The organism is Pseudomonas segetis, from assembly GCF_900188155.1.
Taxonomy (GTDB): Bacteria; Pseudomonadota; Gammaproteobacteria; order Pseudomonadales; family Pseudomonadaceae; genus Aquipseudomonas; species Aquipseudomonas segetis.
Window position 1 is genome coordinate 66,255 of record NZ_FZOG01000006.1, and the last position, 22,838, is coordinate 89,092.

A 22,838-nucleotide genomic window follows, 5' to 3' on the forward strand; every position below is an offset into this window, starting at 1 on the left:
GCCCTGGATTATGCGGTCCCGCCAAGGAGACCCAATGATGTTGAATACCGTTTTGCCAATTCTGCTCTTTGCCGCGCTGGCGCTGGCCGTGATCGGTGCCATGAAACGCTTTGCCATGTGGCGCCGCGGCAGGGCTGCCCAGGTTGACTGGATCGGCGGGCTGCTGGCCATGCCACGCCGCTATATGGTCGACCTGCACCATGTGGTCGCCCGCGATAAATATATCGCCAACACCCACGTCGCCACCGCCGGAGGCTTCGTCCTGGCGGCGGTGTTGGCCATTTTGGTACATGGCCTTGGCCTGCATAACAGGATTTTGGGCTTCACCCTCTTGGTTGCCACTGGGCTGATGTTTGTGGGTGCGCTGTTTGTGGCCAAACGCCGCCTCAACCCACCGGCACGGCTGTCGAAAGGGCCGTGGATGCGCCTGCCGAAAAGCCTGCTGGCGTTTTCCGCCAGCTTGTTTATTGCCACATTGCCGGTTGCCGGGATTCTGCCAGCAGGCTTTGGTGGCTGGCTGCTGGCGGCAATTCTGCTGCTGGGGATCGCCTGGGGCGTTAGCGAACTGTTCTTCGGCATGACCTGGGGCGGACCGATGAAGCACGCCTTTGCCGGGGCACTCCACCTGGCCTGGCACCGGCGTGCCGAACGTTTTGGCGGTGGCCGTTCCACTGGGTTGAAAGCCCTCGACCTGGATGACCCGCAGACGCCACTTGGGGTTGAGAAACCCAAGGATTTCACCTGGAACCAGTTGCTTGGCTTTGATGCCTGCGTGCAATGCGGTAAATGCGAAGCCGCTTGCCCGGCCTTTGCCGCAGGCCAACCGCTAAACCCGAAAAAGCTCATTCAAGACATGGTTGTTGGCCTGGCTGGTGGCACTGACGCCAAATTTGCCGGCTCGCCCTATCCGGGCAAGAAGATCGGCGAACACAGCGGCGCTCCGCACCTGCCTATTGTGTCACTGGACGGCAAGGCCCTGGTCGACGCTGAAACACTGTGGTCGTGCACCACCTGCCGCGCCTGCGTTGAAGAGTGTCCGATGATGATCGAGCACGTCGATGCCATCGTCGATATGCGCCGTCACCTGACGTTGGAAAAAGGCGCCACACCCAACAAGGGCGCTGAAGTACTGGAAAACCTGATTGCCACTGACAACCCCGGCGGTTTCGCACCCGGCGGACGCTTGAACTGGGCTGCGGATCTCGACCTCCCCCTGATGCGCGACAAGCAAGAGGCCGATGTACTGTTCTGGGTCGGTGACGGTGCCTTCGACATGCGTAATCAACGCACCTTGCGCGCACTGGTCAAAGTGCTTAAAGCCGCCAATGTCGATTTCGCCGTGCTTGGACTGGAAGAGCGCGACAGCGGCGATGTGGCGCGCCGGCTTGGTGATGAAGCCACTTTCCAGCAGTTGGCCAAGCGCAATATCAGCACACTGGCGCAATACCGCTTCAACACCATCGTCAGCGCCGACCCGCACAGTTTTCATGTACTGAAAAACGAATACGGTGCTTTCGGGGGGGACTACAGCGTTCTGCACCACAGCACCTATATCGACCAACTGATCAGCAGCGGAAAACTCAACCTGAGCCAGCACCAGGGGGCCTCGGTTACCTATCACGATCCTTGCTACCTCGGACGCTACAACGGTGAATATGAAGCCCCGCGCAGCGTGCTCAAGGCAATTGGTATCGAGGTCAAGGAAATGCAGCGCTCTGGTTTTCGCTCTCGTTGCTGCGGCGGCGGCGGTGGCGCACCTATCACCGATATTCCGGGCAAACAGCGGATTCCAGACATGCGCATGGTCGATATCAAGGAAACCGGCGCTGAAATTGTCGCGGTGGGCTGTCCACAATGTACCGCCATGCTTGAAGGTGTGGTCGAGCCTCGCCCGCAAATCAAAGACATCGCCGAGTTGGTTGCCGAAGCCTTGGTTGAAACAACCGCGACTCGCCCTGCCCAACGCGAAGCAGTGGAGGCCGTATGAGTGACATTATTCGCCGCGACCCGCGTGCCGAGTGGATAGCACGCAATCGCCTGCATCCGCTGCATTCGAGCATGCAAAGCAGCGTGACTCGATGGCTCAGCGCAGCAGGAGTAACCCGCAAAAACCCGCATGCCGTAGGTTTTATTGGCCCCAACGGCATCAAGCGTATCGACCGCTCGGGGGCACAGCAAAGCAGCGGCAGCAAGCGCAGCAGCCCAACGGCTGAGAAGCAATTGCCACTGCATATTGTCGAGCAGCCGGCATTCCATATCTGTGTGGTGCCTGACATGGTCGGTGGTCGCCTGAGCAGCCACGACAAGGACCTGCTTGGCCTTGCCCATAAACTGGCCGGCACAGAAGGCGCCGTGGTTGCGGTTGTCTTTGCCGAGCATAAGGAAAACGGATTCGACACCGCAGGCGTCGACCGGATCCTGCACTTTACTGATGCCGTGTTTGATGGCTACTCGCCAGAGCAGCGCGTGCAGGCGCTGGTGCGAGTTGAAAACCAGCTTGAGCCGCGCCACTGGTTACTGCCAGACAGCCGTAATGGCGGCGGTGAACTGGGGCGCAGGCTGGCCGCGAGCTTGTCAGAGCGTCCGGCAACCCGTGTTTGGCAAGTCGCCGATGAGCAAAGTATCGGGCGCGCAGGTGCTGGCCAGCAGGACCTGCACCGTCCCGCGCCACGCCTGATCCTGGCCTCTGCCGAATGCGCAGAGCCGATCAGTGAAACCCGTCATCAGGCGCAACCCATGCAGCTGCAAGACGCAATCAACCCGAGCCGCTCGCGCATCAAGGATCTGGGAGCGGTGGCTGTCGACCCGGCGTTGATTCCAATGGCAGAGGCTGAATTTATCTTGTCCGGCGGCAATGGCGTGAGCGATTGGTCATTGTTTCACCAGGCAGCCGAGACATTGGGCGCAACCGAAGGCGCATCGAGGGTGGCCGTCGATGACGGGTTCATGCCACGCAATCGCCAAGTGGGTGCGACCGGAACCTGGGTCACGGCGCGGGTCTATCTGGCCGTGGGTATTTCAGGCGCCATCCAGCACTTGCAAGGTATAGGCGCGTGCGACAAGGTGATCGCAGTGAACATGGACGCCAATTGCGACATGGTTAAACGCGCTGATCTGTCGGTCATTGGCGACTCGGCGGCCATCCTTCAAGCATTGATCGCACGTATCGATGCTCATCGTCAGGGAGGCATTCGCGATGCAGCCTAGCCCCATGGACACAACAGCGCTCAATGTCGTGGCGCTGGTTTCAATCGGTGCCCATCCGACCTCCGGCAGGCCCCGGCGCGCCGAACAAGATGCCCGCGCAGTCGAACTCGGCTTGCGTCTTGCTGGCGAAGCCATGCAAGTGGTGCATGCTGGCGACGCGCGACAGGAAGCCTTGCGCGGTTACCTGGGCATGGGCATCAAGCAACTTCATGTACTTGAGCAACCGGCGCAAGCCGATGTGCTGCATGCGCTGAGCGATTATTTACTCGACAGCGACGCCCAGCTGATCCTGACCGGCAGCCAGGCTGAAACCGGCGAAGGCTCGGGCATGCTGCCCTATTTGCTGGCCGAGCAACTCGGCTGGCCAATTGTGGTGGGGTTGGCCGAGGTTGAGCGCATCGACCATGGCATTGCCCATGTATTGCAAGCCCTGCCTCGTGGCCAACGCCGACGCCTCCAGGTACAGATGCCCTTTATCGCCAGCGTCGACAACGCCGCCCCGCTCGCCAGGCAAAGTGCTTTCGGTCCTGCACGGCGTGGCGAGCTGACCGTAACAGCCGCCAATGTCTGCCCGGACCAGCTGTTCAAGGAAGGTCAATTGCAGCCGGCGCGACCACGCCCTAAAAGGCTTAAGGTCATCAAGGCCAAGACCGGCGCAGAACGGATGAAAGCGGCTACGGCCAAGGCATCAGGCGGTGGCGGCCAGGTCCTTAAAGACTGCTCGCCAACCGAGGGCGCCGAGGCTATCTTCAAATTATTAATGGATGAAGGCGTGCTGCGTTAAGCCGCCAGCACAGGAGATTAATCATGATGCACGCTGACCTGATCGACCAGGAAGACCTGCGCGAACGCCTCAATGCCATCGGCCTGGCGATTCCATCAGGAGCGAGTGCTGAACAAGCCTGCGCTCAGGCCGTCAGCGGCCTGAGCCCGGACCGGGCAGTGGCGTTACGCCGCGTAGTCGAAGAATTGCTGGGCGGCAGCGCGACCCTGCTGCCAGCCGTGCGCGAAGCCGTTTCCCGCACCTTGTTACCGGCACTGGTGCCTAAACCGAAATAAACCGGCATTTATGCCTTAGGCGCATGGCATTTTCAGGAGCCAAGGCTGCTGGCGTCCGGATAATCTGTCTGAACGGTTTCAGCCATGGCGGACTGCTTGGCGTTGTCGCGCCCCGTTAATCACCACCAATGGCGGGCAAACTGCGCGTTGCCCGCCCGACTCCAAGCCTTTAAATACGCACGCTGGCAAAGGTAGACTCGCCTTGCGCACGCGTCAGCGCAGCCATGGCGCTGGAGGACGAAGGCCGCATCAGGTCTTCGGTCACAGGCACCAGCGAGACGATCTTCGACAGGCTGTTGCCTGCACGTTCATCACGCGGTGGAATACCAAAGTACTCGCGGTAGCATTTGGAAAAGTGTGGCGTCGAAACAAAGCCACACACCGAAGCCACTTCGATAATCGACATCGAGGTCTGCTTGAGCAACTGGCGCGCACGAATCAGGCGCAGCTTCAGGTAATAGCGCGACGGCGAACAGTGCAGGTACTTCTGGAATAACCGCTCCAACTGGCGGCGCGACACATCGACATAACAAGCCAGCTCGTCGAGATCGATGGGCTCTTCCAGGTTTGCCTCCATCAAGGCCACGATTTCCTGCAGCTTTGGCTGGTTGGTCCCGAGCATGTGCTTGAGTGGAACCCGCTGATGATCCTGCTCGTTACGAATTCGCTCGTAGATAAACATTTCGGAGATGGCCGCGGCTAATTCGCGCCCATGTTCGCGACCGATCTTGTGCAGCATCATGTCCATCGGCGCGGTGCCACCAGAGGAGGTGTTACGGTTGCGATCAATCGAAAACAGGCGCGTGGTAATTGCCGCACGAGGGAAGGCTTCCTGCATGGAAGCCAGGCATTCCCAATGCACGCTGCAATCATAGCCATCGAGCAGACCCGCCTTTGCCAAGGCCCAGCTACCCGTGCAGACAGCGCCGATGTGACGTCCCTGGCGCGCCTGTTGCTGCAGCCATTGCAAGTGTTCGCGGGTGACGCTGCGCTGAATATCAACACCACCGCAGACAATCACCGAGTCCAGTTTAGGCACGCTTGAAAGCGAAGCATCCGGGCTGATGTTCAGTCCGTCGCTGGCCGAAACCGTTTCACCCGTCAGTGTAATGGTGTACCAGCGATACAGCTCTTTGCCAGAAAGCTGGTTTGCCATGCGCAGCGGCTCAATTGCCGAAGCCAGTGAAATTAAGGTGAAGTTGTCCAGAAGCAAAAAGCCGATGGTTTGAGGCAACTGGTTCGGAGGCTGCGCCCCGCTGGTTGACTGCGACATTAAGCAAACCCTCACACAAGCACGTAATTAAGCTTTGAGAAGCCTCCGAAAAATTCTGCGCTAGATATCATGGCGTTAAAAAACTGCTAAAAATGCTCGTTCAGACCACTAAAGCCGAGCGCGACCCCGGTCGCTTTTTCGCATTTTTTGCCTTGTACTATCGTCGCTCGTTACCTTTTTCAGAGATTCTTTGACAGCTTTTTTTTGGAGTAATTTTACGATGTGCCAGTGCCGACTCAGGTTCAGGATCAACAGTTTCAGTCTCTGATTGATAAACCCCAGCCAGTACCGCATATCGTAATCAAGCACGCATAGGTCTGGCTTACGGCAACCCCAGACAGGCCCTAATCGCAACGCAAAGGCCATGCCTAAATTGATTAGCCGTTCAATAAAAATGATGAGTTGTCGCAAGCCGTGCAAAACCGGCATTCCCAGTTGCGACAAAGGGTTTCGGAAAACGACCTGAAACCTAGCTACCATGGGGCTTTGAGCATTTCGGTAGCACCATTCAAACGACCGTTTGTAACCAGGCCCCAATTTATATGCAGCGCAGTAACAGACAGGCGGTCAACCAGCGAATCGGGGGTTGTCGAACGCGCTGGCCATACTGCGACAACATGCCCGCACCAAAAGCAGGCATGCCCCGATTTAGTGACCTGCAAATGCTCGAAACTTCAACATTCGATCGCACTCACGGCCAAGCCTCCGCGTGAGGTTTCCTTGTATTTGTCCTGCATGTCCGCGCCGGTATCACGCATGGTGCGGATCACTCGATCCAGAGAGATGAAATGCTTGCCATCACCGCGCAGTGCCATTTGCGCAGCATTGATGGCCTTGACCGCTGCAATTGCATTGCGCTCGATACAGGGCACTTGCACCAGCCCGCCGACCGGATCACAGGTCAGGCCAAGGTTATGTTCCAAACCAATTTCCGCTGCGTTTTCCAATTGCTCCGGAGTGGCGCCTAGCACCTCAGCCAGCCCCGCCGCAGCCATGGCGCAGGCTGAACCCACCTCCCCCTGGCAGCCCACTTCAGCGCCGGAGATGGATGCGTTCTTTTTGCACAGGATACCGATGGCAGCAGCACTGAGCAGGTAATCGACCACGTCGTCTTCGCAGGCGTCGGGGTTGAATTTCATGTAGTAATGCAACACAGCTGGAATAATGCCCGCAGCGCCATTGGTGGGCGCGGTCACCATGCGCCCACCGGCAGCGTTCTCTTCGTTGACTGCCAGCGCAAAAAGGTTGACCCACTCCATTGCCGACAGCGTCGAACCAATCACATTCGGCTTGCCCAACTCTTGCAGGCTACGATGCAACCTGGCCGCGCGGCGCTGAACCTGCAGGCCTCCAGGCAATACGCCTTCATGACGCAAGCCCTGTTCCACGCAATCACGCATGGCCCGCCACAGTTCCAGCAAGCCGCTGCGAATCTGGGCCTTGGTACGCCAGGCTTGCTCATTGGCCATCATCAATTCGCTGACCCGCAAGTTGTGCTGCTGGCACAACTGCAGCAACTGGGCAGCACTGGAGAAATCATAGGGCAGCTCGGTATCATCCTGGTCCAGCTTGCCGGTCGCCGCTTGCTCCTGGTCAACCACGAAGCCGCCCCCGACGGAATAGTAGGTATTGCGATGCAGCTCCTGCTGTTCGGCACCAAAGGCAATCAGGGTCAACGCGTTGGGGTGGTACGGCAGGTTCTCGTCGAGCAGCAACATGTCGCGCTGCCAGTCGAAGCGGATCAAGGGTCCGCCGCCCAGTTGCAATTGCTGTGCAGTCTTCAGAACCTCGATTCGCGGCAGCACCTGACGTGGATCAACACTGTCTGGCAATTCGCCCATCAACCCAATGAGCACCGCATTGTCACTGCCATGGCCGACGCCAGTCGCGGCAAGCGAACCATAAAGACGCACTTCTATACGCTCGATTCGCGCCAGCAGATGGCGTTCCTGCAATGCGCCTAGAAACAGGGCAGCCGCACGCATGGGGCCAACCGTGTGCGAGCTGGAGGGGCCGATACCAATCTTGAAAAGGTCAAATACGCTGATAGCCACGACAGTTTCCTCAAGGGAATTGTTGTTTGGCGGCCATGATCAAGTTTTCAGCGCACAACAGACGCCTGACACCGACTTACTCATATCCAAATCCGTCAATGCCAGTCGCCAGCACTGTTTTGCTGGCTAGAAGCCAAACGGCAATCAATAGCCATGCGCGGTGTTTTTCAACAACATGGGCAGTTTGACTTGCAGGGCATTTCCGGGGGCCTGAAATGCTGTTTATCAAGTTGCCCAAATCAATGAAATATCTAACAAAATCCATCCGGAAAAACCGCGGATAAGAGCGAAAAAAACAACAACGGATCGACGAAATCCACCTCGCGACAGCGGTAAAAATGTGCAATAAAAACTACACTCGAGTGCGAAAAATCGCAAAAAAACAGATTTTTTTCAGATTTTTTTATTTGCGCCACAGCCCCCGAACTACGGCGCCTGCGACCTATCGAAACGCTGCAAACCACGGCCGGCGCGGGTTCTAGCCTTGGCCTTGGGACTAAAAAGTCTGTTATGGTTTTAATAGGTATGCGCAATGTCGCCGCCCAACACGTCAGGGTCGCTAATCGACAATTGTCGCCACTAGAAGCCTATATCGTTGAGTCAGCCGATTTCGTCGCTGTTGCTTGAAACCGAGCAAACAGACCGAGGCAAAGTGCCTTGGACCGAAGTAATAAAAACGTGCTGGCCAACCATCGAACGGGCGCCAGCCCAACAAGAAAATTCGGATGTACGCGCATCTCAGGTTGAGATGTGTTCACCCAAAGGATTGGGCTTCAAAACACTGCCAGAGGGTTTGGAAAGCAGTTTGCAGCACGGCACAACGAGGGTTTATCACAATCACTACACTGAATCGTCCACCGCCTTAGCGGCACATGGAGCGAATCTGTGGTGGCGTTTGATAAAACCTCAAGTGCAATGCAGCAATTGGCCAACCATGTCCTGGAACCACGTAAACCCACACAGACACGAACAGTCGGCATCACCCTGCTTTGCAGGGCTCCGCGTAACTGATCTGGATGTCTTCTGAAGGGGAACAAATCCCATGCAGTCTGGAAAAATCGTCGTAAAGAACCTGTACAAGGTTTTTGGCCAAAATGAACAAGAAGCAATCGACCTGCTTAAAGAAGGTTGGAGCAAAGATAAAATCCTTGCGGAAAAGGGCTCTGTAATCGGGGTCAGCGACGTATCCTTTAGCGTTGAAGAAGGTGAGATTTTTGTACTGATGGGCCTGTCCGGCTCGGGAAAATCCACCCTGATTCGACTGATAAACCGACTGGTCGAACCCAGCGCTGGTGATGTTTTCATCGATGGGCAAAACGTTGCAAAACTGCCCAAGTCCCAATTGATTGACCTGCGCCGCCGCGACATGAGCATGGTCTTCCAGTCCTTCGCACTGATGCCGTCGCGCACCGTGCTGGACAACGCGGCGTTCGGCCTTGAAGTGGCCGGTGTCGGCCGCAAGGAACGTGAAGAGCGGGCAATGAAAGTGCTCACCCAAGTGGGCCTCGACACCTTTGCCAACAAGCATCCCCATGAATTATCCGGCGGTATGCAGCAACGTGTTGGCCTCGCCCGCGCACTGGCAGTCGATCCTTCGATGATCATCATGGACGAGGCCTTCTCGGCACTCGATCCACTCAAGCGTCGTGAAATGCAGGACGTGCTGCTGGAGCTGCAAAAGACCCATCGCCGCACCATCATCTTCGTATCCCACGATATTGAGGAAGCCATGCGCATCGGCAATCGCATCGGCATCATGGAAGGTGGCAAGCTGATCCAGGTCGGGACGCCGCAAGAACTGGTCGATAACCCCGCCAATGATTATGTACGTAACTTCTTCGACACCGTAGACACCAATCGCTACCTCACTGCTGGCCAGCTCAAGGCTGACAGCGTGCCACTTTTCGTCCACAACGGCAGCGCCCCCGACGCCCAAATGGTGTGCCAGAAGCTGCAGGACATGGACAAGCATTACGCATTTATCGTCGACCAGGACAACGTTTTCCAGGGTTCTATCAGCCTTGAAAAAATTGCCCTGCTGGTCGAGGACGGCCAGCCACATGCACTGGATGCCGATGTACTCAAGAAGATTGAATGCGCCCCCGAAGACTTGCCATTGAACGAAGTGATCGAGCGTTTGGTTGATAACGAAGGCCCGATTCCGGTCAAGGATGAAAATGGTCGCTACAGCGGTGCAATCAGCAAGGGTCGTCTGCTGACCCGCATGCAGGGAGACTAATCATGAGCGATAAAAAACTCGACCTCGGCAGTTGGGTAAATGATGTTGTCCAGCACTTGCTGGATAACTACAGCGGCGCATTCGACAGCATTGGCCAGGTTGTCAGCGGCTTCTCCGAAGCTATCGAATCCATCCTTATGTTCCCGCCAGCCTGGCTGTTGATCGCTATTTTTGTAGCCCTGGGCATTTGGCGAATCGGCCTGCGCTTTGCCATTTTCACCGCCGTTTCATTTGTGCTGATCGTCATGACCGGCTTCTGGGAACAAACGGTTGTAACCCTTGGGCTGACCTTCTCGGCAACGCTTATCAGCCTGATCCTGGGAATTCCGCTGGGCATATGGGCGGCTAAAAGCGAGCGCGTGGCGATGATTATCCGTCCCGTCCTCGACTTCATGCAGACCATGCCAGCCTTCGTCTACCTGATCCCTGCTGCCATGCTCTTCGGCCTCGGTCGCGTACCCGGCATCATCGCAACGGTGATCTTCGCGATGCCTCCAGCCGTACGCTTGACCAGCCTGGGCATCCGCCAGGTCAACAAGGAAATCGTCGAAGCCGGTCAGTCGTTCGGCTGTAACGGTCGTCAATTACTGTTCAAGGTACAGCTGCCAAATGCGATGCCATCGATCATGGCGGGCGTTAACCAGACCATCATGATGGCCCTGTCGATGGTGATTATTGCCTCGATGGTCGGTGCAGGCGGCTTGGGTAACGATGTACTGGCAAGCATCCAACGTCTGGATATCGGTCTAGGCTTTGAAAGCGGCATGGCCGTGGTGTTGCTGGCTATCATCCTCGACCGTATTACTGAAAGCTTCGGCACACCTAAGCAAGAGAATAGTCGTAGCAGCGTTGTCTCTTGGTTGAGCGCAAAACTACAACGCCAATAAATAAGCCTTACATTCTAAAAAGACTAGGGAGTTGCCGATGAACAAGATCAAGACACTTGCGGGAGTAGGCCTTCTGGCCTGCGCAATGATGCAAGGCGCATGGGCTGCAGAGCCTGCGAGCTGTAAACAGGTCAAGTTTGCCGAGATTGGCTGGGCCGATATCTCCGCCACCACCGGCGTGGCCATGACCCTGACTGAAGGCTTGGGCTATCAGCCGCGCAAGATCCTCGCTTCAGTGCCTATCGCGTTCACTGGCGTACAAAAGAAACAAATTGATGTGTTCCTCGGCTACTGGGCGCCTTCGATGGATGCGGTCATCGAGCCCTTCCTCAAGGATGACGGAGTCAAGGTTCTGCCCAAGGCCAACCTCGAAGGTGCCAAGTACACATTGGCGGTACCCACCTACGCAGCAGAAGCTGGCCTCAAGAGCTTCCAGGACATCGCCAAGTTCAAGGACCAGCTCGGCGGCAAGATCTACGGCATCGAACCCGGCAATGACGGCAACCTGCTGATCGAGAAAATGATCAAAGGCAACCAGTTCGGCCTTGGCGACTTCCGCATGGTTGAATCCAGTGAAGCCGGCATGCTGGTCCAGGTTCAGCGGGCGGTGAAAAAGAAAGAGCCAGTAGTTTTCCTGGGTTGGGCGCCACACCCGATGAACACCCAGTTTGACCTGACCTACCTGTCCGGCGGTGACGACGTATTCGGCCCGGATTACGGCGCAGCCAAGGTCTACACCGTGGTTTCTCCCGGTTATGAAGAGCAGTGCCCTAACGTTGGCAAGCTGCTGAACAACCTGCAGTTCACTGTCGAAATCGAAAGCCAGCTGATGGAAAAGGTGCTCGATAAGCAGAACCCGACCACCGTGGCCAAGGAATGGATCAAGGCGCACCCCGAAGCCCTCGACAAGTGGCTTGCAGGTGTGACCACCGTAGACGGTGAAGACGGTGTTGCCGCCGTCAAGAAATTCGTCGGCCTGTAACACAGCCGATTGTTTCAATGCCTTCCCGAGGTATTTTCGGGGAGCTTTGATAGAGCCGGCAAACCCAGTTTGCCGGCTAAACCGGGCGACTCATTTTGCAGTGAGCGTCCCTGTGGCCCCCAAGGGTGCAGCCTGCATCTTTGCAGCTGCAACAAGGCCCGCAATCAGAACGAGCCAGTAAACCTACAACAACTGCCACTCACACTGACGGAGCAAAACCCTATGCGTAGAATCAAATCACTGTGCCTGCAAGGTCTCGGCGTTGCAGCCCTGGCACTTGGCATGTCATCGGCAATGGCAGCTGACAAGCCTGAGCTGAAAATCGGTTTCGTAAACGGCTGGGACGACAGCGTCGCGGTCAGCAACGTTGCGGCTGAAGTACTCGAAAGCAAGCTCGGCTACAGCGTCAAGCTGCAAGCCGTGGAACCAGCAATCATGTGGCAAGGCGTGGCCCGTGGTGATCTTGACGTCACCCTTTCAGCCTGGCTGCCGACTACCCATGGTGAATACTTCAAGCGCTTCAAAGACAAAGTTGAAGTCCTGGGCACCAACTATCAAGGCGCCAAGATCGGCCTGATCGTGCCTGACTACTTCGCGGCAAAAAGCATCGAAGACCTGAACAAGTACAGCAAGGACATCGACGGCAAGATCACCGGTATTGATGCCGGTGCAGGCGTTATGCGCCGCACCGAAGACGCTATCAAAGAGTACAACCTCGACATCAAGCTGATGCCAAGCTCCGGTCCAGGCATGGCAACCGCCCTGGCGCGCGCCGAGAAAGACAAGAAGGCAATCGTTGTAACCGGCTGGATTCCACACTGGATGTTTGCCAAATGGAAACTGCGCTTTCTTGAAGACCCGAAAAAGGTCTTCGGTGATGACGAGCACGTAGACACAGTGGCCAACCCGGCACTGGCTACCAAAGCGCCAGACGCTGCTGCCTTCCTGAAGAAAATCTCCTGGAGTGGTGAAGAAGTCGGTTCGGTCATGCTGGCCATCCGTGAAGGCGCTGACCCTAAAGACGCCGCCAAAAAGTGGATTGCCGATAACCCTGAGCGCGTAGCTGAATGGCTTAAATAAGCCCTATTGACCTCGGTATTAGAAAGCGGACTTCGGTCCGCTTTTTTTATGGCCAAACAATCCAGGCTTAATCGGCAGGCAGACACTTGCTAAGCAGCGCTAGCAAGGTTTCGCGCTCTGCATCGCTAAGAGGGGCGAATGCAGCCGTTTCAGCCTCATAAAAGATTGCCAGTGCCTGATCCTTTACCTGGGCGCCTTGCCTGGTGAGGCTCAACTGCACGCTGCGTTGATCTTGCGGGTCTGGCTCGCGCTTTATCCAGCCGCGCGCCTCAAGGCTGCGTACCCTGCGTGTAATCAAGGCCTTGTCACAGCCATTGAGTTTTGTCAGCGCGAGCGGGTTGAGGCCCGGCTGCTCCGCCAACTGTTCCAACAGCAAGACATCTGGCGGATTAAGCGCAAGATTGGCATCGCGCAGGTCGCGCAGAACATGGTGTTTCATACCCATGATCAGACGACGCAGGGTGCGGGATAACGCTTGGTTGGTCACGGCGGAAACACTCAGAAGTAAGGATTCTGTAAACAATGTTGACTCAATCAACCTTATCGCGAGAATGTTGACCCCATCAACTATATCGCCATATAAGCTGGACCAGCCTGCTGGACACAGCAACGCGGATTACCAGCAGGTCGTAATGGAGAGCAGGGCATGCAAGGCTTCTTTAAACCCTTACTGATTAGCTCGATAGCTGCATTGAGCCTTGTATTGACTGGCTGCAACGACAGCAGCGCTCCCACAGAAAAAAAGCCACAACAGGTTGGCGTAGTCACCCTCAAAGCCAAACGCTTCGAGCAAACAGTCGAGTTGCCTGGCCGCACCACGGCACTAAGGATTGCCGAGGTTCGTCCGCAGGTTGATGGCATCATTCTCAAGCGCCTGTTCGAGGAAGGCCATGATGTAAAGGCAGGCCAGGTGCTCTACCAGATAGACCCGGCCACTTATCAAGCAACACTGAAGAGTGCCGAGGCGACGCTGGCTTCAGCCAGGGCCAAAGCCAAGCGCTACCAGTTATTAGTCGCCAGCCAGGCGGTGAGCCAACAGGATTACGAAGCCGCACGGGCCGCCAGCCTCGAGGCCGAAGCCGCCGCGGACCAAGCCAGGATCAACCTGCGCTATAGCAAGATCACAGCCCCCATCAGCGGCCGCATCGGGCGCTCGGCGATTACCGAGGGCGCGCTGGTGACCAATGGCCAAAGCACCGCCCTGGCCACCATCAAGCAATACGATCCTATTTATGTCGACGTTACCCAGTCGGTCAAAGACCAACTGGCGCTGCGCTCGGCCATCGCCGCAGGAGAGCTCGACAAGGCCGGCAAGAACCAGGCGCAAGCCCGGCTGATTCTTCCGGACGGCAGTCAATACCAGCACACTGGCACGCTACAGTTTTCCGAGGTTTCTGTTGACGAGACCACCGGCTCGGTCACCTTGCGTGCAGTATTTCCCAACCCCGACCATATCCTGCTGCCCGGAATGTTCGTGCATACCAAGTTGATTAGCGGCGTGCGTAAAAAAGCCATACTCGCGCCCCAGCAAGGCATTACCCGCGACCACAAGGGCGAGCCTGTTGCCATGTTGGTGGATGCAAACAACAAGGTTGTGCTGCGCCCAATCACGACCCACAGCACCTCCGGCAGCAACTGGCTGGTCACCGCAGGGCTCAAGGATGGCGACCGCCTGATCACCGAAGGCCTGCAATATGTATTGCCTGGCGACAGCGTCAAACCTGTTCCAGCCCAGAACATCAAGGCCGAAGTTGAAGCTGAACCGCAAGCCGAGGTCGAGACAGAAGTCGACCCTGCCACCATTCCGGCACCTGCCGCTGACCCTCAATAAGGAGCGGCACGCATGTCTCGTTTTTTTATCGACCGGCCGATCTTTGCCTGGGTCATTGCCCTGATGATCATGCTGGTCGGCAGCCTGGCCATCCTCAATCTGCCGATCAACCAGTACCCGAACATCGCCGCACCGGCCATCGGCATCAGGGTCAACTATCCCGGCGCCTCAGCACAAACCGTCCAGGACACTGTCGCCCAGGTGATCGAGCAGCAACTCAATGGCCTCGACAACCTGCGCTATATCTCCTCGGAAAGTAACTCAGATGGCACCATGACCATCACGGTGACGTTCGACCAGGGCACCGATGCCGATACCGCTCAGGTACAGGTGCAGAACAAGTTGCAACTGGCAACGCCTCTGCTGCCGCAAGAAGTGCAGCAGCAAGGAATTCGTGTCACTAAGGCCGTGCGTAACTTCCTGATGATCGTCGGTGTGGTATCGACAGACGGCAGCATGGATCGCGACGACCTCGCCGACTACATAGTCTCCAATATCCAGGATCCACTGCTGCGGGCCAAAGGCGTCGGCGACTTCCAGATTTTTGGTGCGCAATACGCCATGCGTATCTGGCTCAACCCGGAAAAGCTGAACAACTACCAACTGACGCCGGTGGATGTCAAGACCGCCATTCAAGCGCAGAACGTGCAAATTTCATCGGGCCAGTTCGGTCAATTACCCGCCCAGTCTGGCCAGCAACTGAATGCGACCATCATTGGCAAAACCCGGCTGCAAACCCCGGAGCAATTCGAAAACATCCTGATCAAGGTCAACGCTGATGGTTCCCAGGTCCGTCTTGGCGATATCGCCAAGGTTGAACTGGGAGGAGAAAACTACAGCACCTCGGCAGAATATAACGGCAAGCAAGCCGCTGGCATGGCCATCAAGCTGGCCACTGACGCCAACGCGCTGGAGACGTCAGCAGCCATTCGCAGCACCCTCGAAGACCTCAAGCCATTCTTCCCGAAAGGCCTTGAAATTGTTTATCCCAACGACACCACCCCAGTGATCGCCGGCTCGATCAAAGAGGTGATTTTCACCCTGATGGAAGCCATAGTCCTGGTGTTCTGCGTGATGTACCTGTTCTTGCAGAACTTCCGCGCCACGCTGATCCCGACCCTGGCCGTGCCGGTTGTGTTGCTTGGCACTTTTGCGGTGCTCGATGCATTCGGCTTCAGCATTAACACCCTGACCATGTTCGGCATGGTGCTGGCCATTGGCTTGCTGGTGGATGACGCCATCGTAGTGGTCGAAAACGTTGAACGGGTGATGGCCGAGGAAAAGCTCTCCCCGCTTGAAGCCACACGTAAATCCATGGGCCAGATCCAGGGGGCGCTGGTCGGCATTGCCTTGGTGCTGTCTGCCGTATTCCTGCCGATGGCGTTCTTCGGCGGCTCGACCGGCGTTATCTATCGTCAGTTCTCAATCACCATTGTTGCCGCCATGAGCCTTTCGGTACTGGTTGCACTGATCTTCACCCCAGCGCTGTGCGCGACCCTGCTCAAGCCGATCAAGGACGGCCAGGTTCACAGCAAGCGGGGCTTCTTCGGCTGGTTCAACAACACCTTCGAGCGCGGCGTAAGCGGCTATGAGCGTAGCGTTGGCAGTATTCTCAGGCACAAGCTGCCCTACCTCATCCTCTACGCATTGATCCTGTGCATCATTGCCTGGATGTTCAGTCGTATTCCCAGCGCCTTCCTGCCCGAGGAAGACCAAGGCTCGTTCTACGTTCAGGTGCAAACACCCGCAGGCTCCAGCATGGCCCGGACCAAGGATGTAGTGGATCAGGTGCGCGACTATCTGCTCGATGAAGAAGGCGATATCGTCGAGTCGGTGTTCAGCATCAGCGGTTTCAACTTTGCAGGGCGCGGTCAAAGCTCCGGCATGGCCTTTGTTACCCTCAAGCCTTGGGAAGAACGTCCCGGCGAGGTCAACAGCGTGTTCAGCCTGGTAACCCGCGCCCAGGCGCGCTTTCGTTCGATCACCGACGCCCTGGTGTTTGCCTTTGCCCCGCCCTCGATCCGTGAGCTGGGTAACTCCAGCGGCTTTGACATGTTTCTGCAAGACCGTGCAGGCGTCGGCCACGAGGTCATGACTGAAGCGCGGGATCAGTTGCTCAGGATGGCACGTGAGAACCCGGCACTCACCGGCGTGCGGGCCAACGGCCTGAAGGACGAGCCGCAATACCAACTGGAAATCGACGATGAGCGAGCGCGAGCCCTGGGCTTGAGCCTCAACGACATCAACAACACACTGTCGATTGCCTGGGGCTCCAGCTACGTTAACGACTTCATCGACAAGGGACGGGTAAAGAAAGTCTACCTGCAAGGCGAAGCGGCGGCACGCATGTCCCCTGAAGACTTGAACAAATGGTATGTGCGCAACAGCGACGGCAAAATGGTGCCTTTCAGCGCCTTTGCTGGCGGCAAATGGGTCTCGGGCTCACCAAAGCTGCAGCGCTATAACGGCGTTTCAGCCATGGAGGTTCTCGGCGCGCCAGCCGAGGGCTACAGCACTGGCGATGCCATGCAGGCGATGGAGGAAATGGCCGCCCAGCTGCCGGTGGGCGTGGGTTATTCCTGGACGGGCATATCCTATGAAGAACGGCTTTCTGGTTCACAAGCTCCAGCGCTGTATGCCTTGTCGATGATCTTTGTGTTCCTGTGCCTGGCCGCACTGTATGAAAGCTGGACCATTCCGCTGGCGGTCTTGCTCGTGGTGCCGCTGGGCATCGTCGGTGCGCTGCTGGCGACCAGCATGCGCGGACTGTCCAATGACGTGTTCTTCCAGGTTGGCCTGCTCACAACCATTGGCCTGGTGGCAAAGAACGCCATTTTGATCATCGAGTTCGCCAAAGAACTCAACGACCAGGGCAAGGGCCTTGTCGAGGCCACGCTGCAAGCCTGTCGCATGCGTTTGCGGCCGATCATCATGACCTCGCTGGCCTTTATCCTCGGCGTGGTGCCACTGGCCATATCCAGCGGTGCAGGCGCGGGCAGCCAGCATGCAATAGGCACAGGCGTTATCGGCGGCATGCTTAGCGCCACCCTGCTGGCCATCTTCTGGGTGCCATTATTCTTTGTCCTGGTCAGTTCCTGGTTTAAACCCAAAAGGCGTGCAAGGACTGCGCAGGATGAGGTGCAGCCATGAATAAATTTACCCTGAGCCTGCTCAGCCTCGCCCTGCTCAGCGGCTGCTCGATGAACCCGGAATACAGCCAGCCGGAGTCACCGGTTACTGCAGTTTACCCAAGTGCCGGTGCTTACCCCGCCCAGGGCACTACCGAAGCGGCGCAACTGCAGGAATGGCGCAGTTTTTTCAAGGACCCTGCGCTGATCAAGCTGATCGAGCAATCACTTAACAACAACCGCGACCTGCGTGTTGCGGCCTTGAATGTAGAGGCGTATCAGGCGCAATACCGCATCCAGCGGGCCGAACTCTTTCCCGAGGTAAACGCCAATGGCACGGGCACCCGCCAGCGCATACCGGAAGGCGTCAACCAGAGCAGCGACTCAAGCATCAACAGCCAATACAGCGCCACCTTGGGTGTCAGTGCCTGGGAGCTGGATTTCTTTGGCCGCCTGCGCAGCCTTAACCAGGCGGCGCTGGAGCAGTACTTCGCGACTATCGAGGCGCAACAAAGCGTGCGCATCAGCCTGATCGCCAGCGTTGCCAATGCCTGGTTTACCTTGCAAGCCGACCGACAACTGCTGGAACTCACAGAGCAGACGGTCAAGACCTACCAGGACAGTTATGACCTGACCAAGCGCAGCCTGGAAGCAGGGGCTGTTTCGGCGATTGTTCTGAGTCAGGCGAAAACCTCACTCGATAGCGCCAAGGTGGTATTGGCCCAGTATCGTCGGCAAGTGGCACAAGACCAGAATGCACTGGTGCTATTGCTCGGCAGCGACCTGCCGCAAAACCTGCCAGCCAGTCCGCAGCTGAGCGATACGTTGCTCACGGAAGTACCGGCCGGCCTGCCCTCGCAGCTGCTGCAACGTCGCCCGGATATTCTTCAGGCAGAACACCGGCTCAAAGCCGCCAACGCCAATATTGGCGCTGCCCGCGCGGCCTTCTTCCCCAGCATCAGCCTGACCGCCAATGCAGGCACAATGAGCTCGTCATTGTCGGACTTATTCAGTGGTGGCAGCGGCACCTGGCTGTTCCAGCCAGAAATCAACCTGCCGATTTTCAACGCCGGACGCCTGAGGGCATCACTGGACGTGGCTGAAATCGAGAAAAACAGCCAGGTCGCGCAATACGAAAAAGCCATTCAACTGGCCTTTCAAGAAGTCTCGGATGGATTAACCGCGCGCCTGACCTACAAAGAGCAGCTCGCAGCGCAACAGGCATTACTCGACAGCACCCAGCAGTACTTCGATTTGGCGCAGCAGCGCTACCGTGGCGGGGTCGACAGCTACCTGATCTTCCTTGATGCCCAGCGCTTGCTGTTTCAGGTGCACCAGGACTTGATCAGCGACCGCCTCGCCCAGCTCAGCAGCGAAGTGAACCTGTACAAAGCCCTGGGCGGAGGCTGGCAACCGGGAAGCGAGCTCGCCGACGGATCAGAACCCTAGCCCGGGCTTGCCCTTACTGCGCCAGTGCGAACACCTCGGCCAGGTGCGCCGCATAGCGTTTGCGATCCTGTTCGATTGCCGGGGCCTTCATCACATCGTTACAGATGAAGGTCGGCAGGCCACTCATACCCAGAAACTGGTTGGCCTTGTGAAACGGCAGGTACACCGCATCAACGCCTTTGCCGGCGAAGAAGTCAGACGGGTCATCAAAGGCCTGGGTTGGCGCATTCCAGGTCAATGAAAGCATGTACTGCTTGCCCTGCAACAAACCACCGCTTCCGTATTTCTGCGAGCTGTCGGAACGCGTTCGCCCATCATTGGCGTAGAGGCTGCCATGGCCTGCGGTAAACACCTCGTCTATGTACTTCTTGACAGTCCAGGGCGCGCCCATCCACCAGCCCGGCATTTGATAGATGATCACGTCTGCCCAGAGGAATTTCTCAACCTCCTGCTGAATATCGTACCCCTCATCGATACGGGTTGTTTTCAGCTCAAGACCTGCGTGATCAAGCACCTGCAACGCAGTCTCATGCAGGGTGCTGTTATAGCGCCCTGCTGAGTGAGCGAACTGTTTACCACCGTCGAGCAGCAAAACTTTATTCATAGTGTCGGCCATCCCAATAAGTTCAAAGTTGCGCGCAGTCTAATGGCCCCGCGCGCAGCTAAAAACAGGCTGCCGGGCAAATAATAATTGCTTAAAAATCACGAATAAAACTTAATTTACTGACTTAAAGTGAAGCTATCAATCCAGCCTTCCTTGAGTGCACCTTATGAACCAGCCATACGCATTTATCCTCGACGCCTACACCCAGCCGGAACAGTCTGAGGCGTTTGCCGAACTGTTCGCCGGTTATATCCAGTCCAGCCGCGCCGAAAGTGGCTGCATCGAATACCACATGCTGCGCGATCCAACTGAGCCTAGCCGTTTTACCTTTTATGAGGTTTGGCAAGACCAGGCGGCCTTCGACAAACACGTCGCCCTACCCCACATGCGCCAATTCCATGAGCAACGCATGAACTACCTGAGTCGCGAGTTGCAGGTGCGCATGATCAATCCCATCACGCCATCCACCTGGCAGCCGATGCCGCCGGTTGGCAGCGCATAAGCGAGGCTAATATTGATTGATCGATCAATAAAAAAGGCCATAGACTGGCGCTCCTTTCATGTACCCATTGGAGTCTCTGATGCCCAAGGTCGGAATGCAGCCGATCCGCCGTTCACAGCTAATAGCCGCCACGTTGCAAGCTGTTGACCAGGTTGGCATGAGTGACGCCAGCATTGCCTATATCGCCAAGCTGGCTGGCGTTTCCAACGGCATCATCAGCCATTATTTCCAAGATAAGAACGGCTTGCTCGAAGCCACTATGCGCCACTTGATGCTGGCCTTGAGCGATGCGGTCCGCTCAAGGCGCAGCGCGCTCAAGGACAACAGCCCAAGGGCTCACTTGCGTGCAATCATCGACGGCAACTTTGATGACAGCCAGGTCAACGGCCCGGCGATGAAAACCTGGCTGGCCTTCTGGGCCAGCAGCATGCACCAACCTTCGCTGCAACGCTTGCAACGGGTCAACGACCACCGCCTTTACTCCAATCTTTGCGGGCAATTTCGCCGCGTGCTGCCTCAAGAACGGGCACGCACTGCCGCACGGGGCATGGCCTCGCTGATCGATGGCCTATGGCTGCGTGGCGCATTGTCCGGCGAGGGTTTCGATACCGCCGAAGCGCTCAACATCGCCTATGACTATCTCGATATGCAGCTCGGCGACGCTGCCTAACTCTCTGCACAGCAGCGAAATACTCTGCAAGTTGCCAGCTCGCTGCAGGGCTGAGCGCTGCTCTGGCTCGGCACTCAACAACCTGTAAACCGCGTAGAGCCTGTCGCTAACAGAGCGGTTTCGGTCGCCCGCAGGATTTTTGTTGATTGATCGTTCAATAAAAATAACGTAGCCTAATGGCATCATTTCCGGCCGTCACAACGCAGCTAAATACGCACTGCTCAACCGCCGACATATCCGACAAATGCGCATCAAGCATTTTGTCTGCCTTGCACAGCACCACGAAAAGAGGATTTCCCATGGCTCGTTTCGAAGACCAGAAACTCTATATTGGCGGCCGCTACGTCGACTCCAGCAGCGGCGCCACATTCGAAAGCATCAATCCCGCCACCGGTGAAGTCCTGGCCAATATCCAGCAAGCCAACCAGCAAGATGTCGATCAGGCGGTAGCCAGCGCCAGCGCAGGGCAAAAAGTCTGGGCCTCCATGACTGCCATGCAGCGCTCAAGAATTCTGCGCCGCGCTGTCGATATCCTACGCGAACGCAACGATGAACTGGCTGAACTTGAAACCCTAGACACCGGCAAGCCCCTGTCGGAAACGCGCTTTGTCGATATTGTCACCGGCGCCGATGTACTTGAGTACTACGCGGGCTTGATCCCGGCTATCGAAGGCGAGCAGATTCCGTTGCGTGACAGTTCATTCGTCTACACCCGCCGCGAACCCCTTGGCGTAGTGGCCGGTATTGGCGCGTGGAACTATCCAATCCAGATCGCCATGTGGAAATCCGCACCAGCACTGGCGGCTGGTAACGCGATGATCTTCAAGCCCAGTGAAGTCACCTCGCTGAGCGCGGTGAAACTGGCTGAAATCTACACCGAAGCCGGGGTTCCGGACGGTGTATTCAACGTCCTCACCGGAAGCGGCAGCACGGTTGGCCAGATGCTGACCGAGCATCCGGGCATCGCCAAGGTGTCTTTCACCGGCGGCACCGTCACCGGCAAGAAAGTCATGGCCAGCGCCTCCAGCTCCTCGCTGAAAGAGGTGACCATGGAGCTGGGCGGCAAGTCTGCATTGATCATCTTTGAAGATGCGGATCTCGACCGCGCCGCCGACATTGCGATGATGGCCAACTTCTACAGCTCAGGCCAGGTCTGTACCAATGGCACCCGGGTGTTTGTGCCACGCATGCTGCAATCGCGCTTCGAGAACAAGATTGCCGAGCGGGTCAAGCGTATTCGCCTGGGCGATCCGCAGGACGAAAACACCAATTTCGGCCCCCTGGTCAGCGAAAACCACATGCACAACGTGTTGCGTTATATCGAGACTGGCAAGGCCCAAGGTGCACGTTTGCTCTGTGGCGGCGCACGCGTGACCGAGGGCGAATTTGCCAAAGGCACCTATGTGGCGCCAACCGTATTCACCGACTGCACCGATGACATGACCATCGCCCGCGAGGAGATCTTTGGTCCGGTCATGAGCATTTTGGTCTACGACACCGAAGATGAAGTGGTGCGCCGCGCCAACGATACCGACTATGGCCTGGCCGCTGGCCTTGTGACCCGTGACCTGAACCGTGCCCACCGGGTTATCCACAAGCTCGAAGCCGGTATTTGCTGGATCAACACCTGGGGCGAGTCTGCTGCCGAAATGCCTGTGGGCGGCTACAAGCAGTCTGGTGTTGGCCGCGAGAATGGCCTGAGCACATTGACCCACTACACGCGCATCAAGTCGATTCAGGTTGAATTGGGCGATTACGCCTCGGTTTTCTAAACGCCAGCCACAGGGCCGGCAGCGCTGGCCGGCCCTCGTTTAGCACGACGCTCCAGGCAGTGCCGTCACTGTGCAGAGCGCGCCATCGCAACCGCCGCAAC

At 57.1% G+C, this 22,838-nt stretch carries 18 protein-coding genes; 14 read left to right on the forward strand and 4 right to left on the reverse strand.

Annotation, left to right across the window (positions count from 1 at the left end; all coding sequences use genetic code 11):
- Window positions 1-37: 37 nt before the first annotated feature.
- From dgcB to CHB79_RS17685, 4 genes are read left to right on the forward strand one after another with little or no spacing between them, the layout of a single operon-like run.
- Entirely contained in the window at window positions 38-1,987 is a 1,950-nt protein-coding gene (dgcB, locus tag CHB79_RS17670) for a dimethylglycine demethylation protein DgcB (protein ID WP_089361010.1), read from the forward strand.
- Complete coding sequence (gene etfA, locus CHB79_RS17675) at window positions 1,984-3,207, forward strand: electron transfer flavoprotein subunit alpha (RefSeq protein ID WP_089360864.1); 1,224 nt, start codon at window positions 1,984-1,986, stop codon at window positions 3,205-3,207. The genes dgcB and etfA overlap by 4 nt, the downstream gene beginning before the upstream one ends.
- A 4-nt stretch (window positions 3,208-3,211) precedes the next feature.
- A complete protein-coding gene (gene etfB, locus CHB79_RS17680) occupies window positions 3,212-3,991 on the forward strand; it encodes an electron transfer flavoprotein subunit beta (RefSeq protein WP_089360865.1) in 780 nt (259 codons plus the stop codon).
- A 23-nt stretch (window positions 3,992-4,014) separates the two neighbouring features.
- Window positions 4,015-4,266: a hypothetical protein gene (locus CHB79_RS17685; protein ID WP_010485833.1), complete on the forward strand. Its 252-nt coding sequence runs from the start codon at window positions 4,015-4,017 to the stop codon at window positions 4,264-4,266.
- A gap of 169 nt (window positions 4,267-4,435) precedes the next feature.
- Here CHB79_RS17685 and gbdR read toward each other — a convergent pair whose 3' ends face one another.
- Entirely contained in the window at window positions 4,436-5,539 is a 1,104-nt protein-coding gene (gene gbdR, locus CHB79_RS17690; protein WP_010485831.1) for a choline metabolism transcriptional regulator GbdR, read from the reverse strand.
- 674 nt (window positions 5,540-6,213) lie between these two features.
- Window positions 6,214-7,593, reverse strand: a complete 1,380-nt coding sequence (locus tag CHB79_RS17700) for an L-serine ammonia-lyase (protein WP_089360867.1) — start codon at window positions 7,591-7,593, stop codon at window positions 6,214-6,216.
- Between the two features lie 1,042 nt (window positions 7,594-8,635).
- Between CHB79_RS17700 and CHB79_RS17705 the strand changes: the two genes are divergently transcribed.
- From CHB79_RS17705 to CHB79_RS17720, 4 genes are all read left to right on the forward strand, one after another.
- Complete coding sequence (locus CHB79_RS17705; protein ID WP_010485825.1) at window positions 8,636-9,832, forward strand: quaternary amine ABC transporter ATP-binding protein; 1,197 nt, start codon at window positions 8,636-8,638, stop codon at window positions 9,830-9,832.
- A gap of 2 nt (window positions 9,833-9,834) precedes the next feature.
- The gene (locus tag CHB79_RS17710; protein WP_089360868.1) at window positions 9,835-10,719 is read left to right on the forward strand and encodes an ABC transporter permease; all 885 of its coding nucleotides are present in this window, start codon (window positions 9,835-9,837) and stop codon (window positions 10,717-10,719) included.
- A 37-nt stretch (window positions 10,720-10,756) separates the two neighbouring features.
- Window positions 10,757-11,701 carry a choline ABC transporter substrate-binding protein gene (locus tag CHB79_RS17715; protein WP_010485820.1) on the forward strand — a complete coding sequence of 315 codons (945 nt, stop codon included), beginning with the start codon at window positions 10,757-10,759 and terminating at the stop codon, window positions 11,699-11,701.
- 222 nt (window positions 11,702-11,923) lie between these two features.
- Window positions 11,924-12,781 (forward strand): glycine betaine ABC transporter substrate-binding protein, encoded by an 858-nt coding sequence (locus CHB79_RS17720; protein WP_089360869.1) that lies wholly within the window; start codon window positions 11,924-11,926, stop codon window positions 12,779-12,781.
- A 67-nt stretch (window positions 12,782-12,848) separates the two neighbouring features.
- Here the strand turns inward: CHB79_RS17720 and CHB79_RS17725 are convergent, their stop codons facing one another.
- Complete coding sequence (locus tag CHB79_RS17725; RefSeq protein ID WP_089360870.1) at window positions 12,849-13,304, reverse strand: MarR family winged helix-turn-helix transcriptional regulator; 456 nt, start codon at window positions 13,302-13,304, stop codon at window positions 12,849-12,851.
- Window positions 13,305-13,427: 123 nt separating this feature from the next.
- On the opposite strand from CHB79_RS17725, the gene CHB79_RS17730 reads away from it, so the two are divergent.
- Genes CHB79_RS17730 through adeC form a run of 3 tightly spaced genes read left to right on the forward strand, consistent with a single transcriptional unit; the run spans window position 13,428 to window position 19,189 of the window.
- A complete protein-coding gene (locus CHB79_RS17730; RefSeq protein ID WP_089360871.1) occupies window positions 13,428-14,612 on the forward strand; it encodes an efflux RND transporter periplasmic adaptor subunit in 1,185 nt (394 codons plus the stop codon).
- Between the two features lie 12 nt (window positions 14,613-14,624).
- Complete coding sequence (locus CHB79_RS17735) at window positions 14,625-17,762, forward strand: efflux RND transporter permease subunit (protein ID WP_089360872.1); 3,138 nt, start codon at window positions 14,625-14,627, stop codon at window positions 17,760-17,762.
- Window positions 17,759-19,189, forward strand: coding sequence for an AdeC/AdeK/OprM family multidrug efflux complex outer membrane factor (adeC, locus tag CHB79_RS17740; RefSeq protein WP_089360873.1), 1,431 nt, complete (start codon window positions 17,759-17,761; stop codon window positions 19,187-19,189). The genes CHB79_RS17735 and adeC overlap by 4 nt, the downstream gene beginning before the upstream one ends.
- Before the next feature lie 13 nt (window positions 19,190-19,202).
- Here adeC and mdaB read toward each other — a convergent pair whose 3' ends face one another.
- Window positions 19,203-19,793 carry an NADPH:quinone oxidoreductase MdaB gene (gene mdaB / locus CHB79_RS17745; protein WP_089361011.1) on the reverse strand — a complete coding sequence of 197 codons (591 nt, stop codon included), beginning with the start codon at window positions 19,791-19,793 and terminating at the stop codon, window positions 19,203-19,205.
- Between the two features lie 166 nt (window positions 19,794-19,959).
- Here mdaB and CHB79_RS17750 point away from each other — a divergent pair, with 166 nt between their 5' ends.
- The 3 genes from CHB79_RS17750 to betB all read left to right on the forward strand — a co-directional run bounded on the left by CHB79_RS17750 (window position 19,960) and on the right by betB (window position 22,737).
- Window positions 19,960-20,295: a putative quinol monooxygenase gene (locus tag CHB79_RS17750; protein WP_010485806.1), complete on the forward strand. Its 336-nt coding sequence runs from the start codon at window positions 19,960-19,962 to the stop codon at window positions 20,293-20,295.
- A gap of 79 nt (window positions 20,296-20,374) precedes the next feature.
- Window positions 20,375-20,965, forward strand: coding sequence for a transcriptional regulator BetI (gene betI, locus CHB79_RS17755; protein ID WP_089360874.1), 591 nt, complete (start codon window positions 20,375-20,377; stop codon window positions 20,963-20,965).
- A gap of 299 nt (window positions 20,966-21,264) precedes the next feature.
- Entirely contained in the window at window positions 21,265-22,737 is a 1,473-nt protein-coding gene (gene betB / locus CHB79_RS17760; RefSeq protein ID WP_089360875.1) for a betaine-aldehyde dehydrogenase, read from the forward strand.
- The last annotated feature ends 101 nt before the right edge of the window (window positions 22,738-22,838 follow it).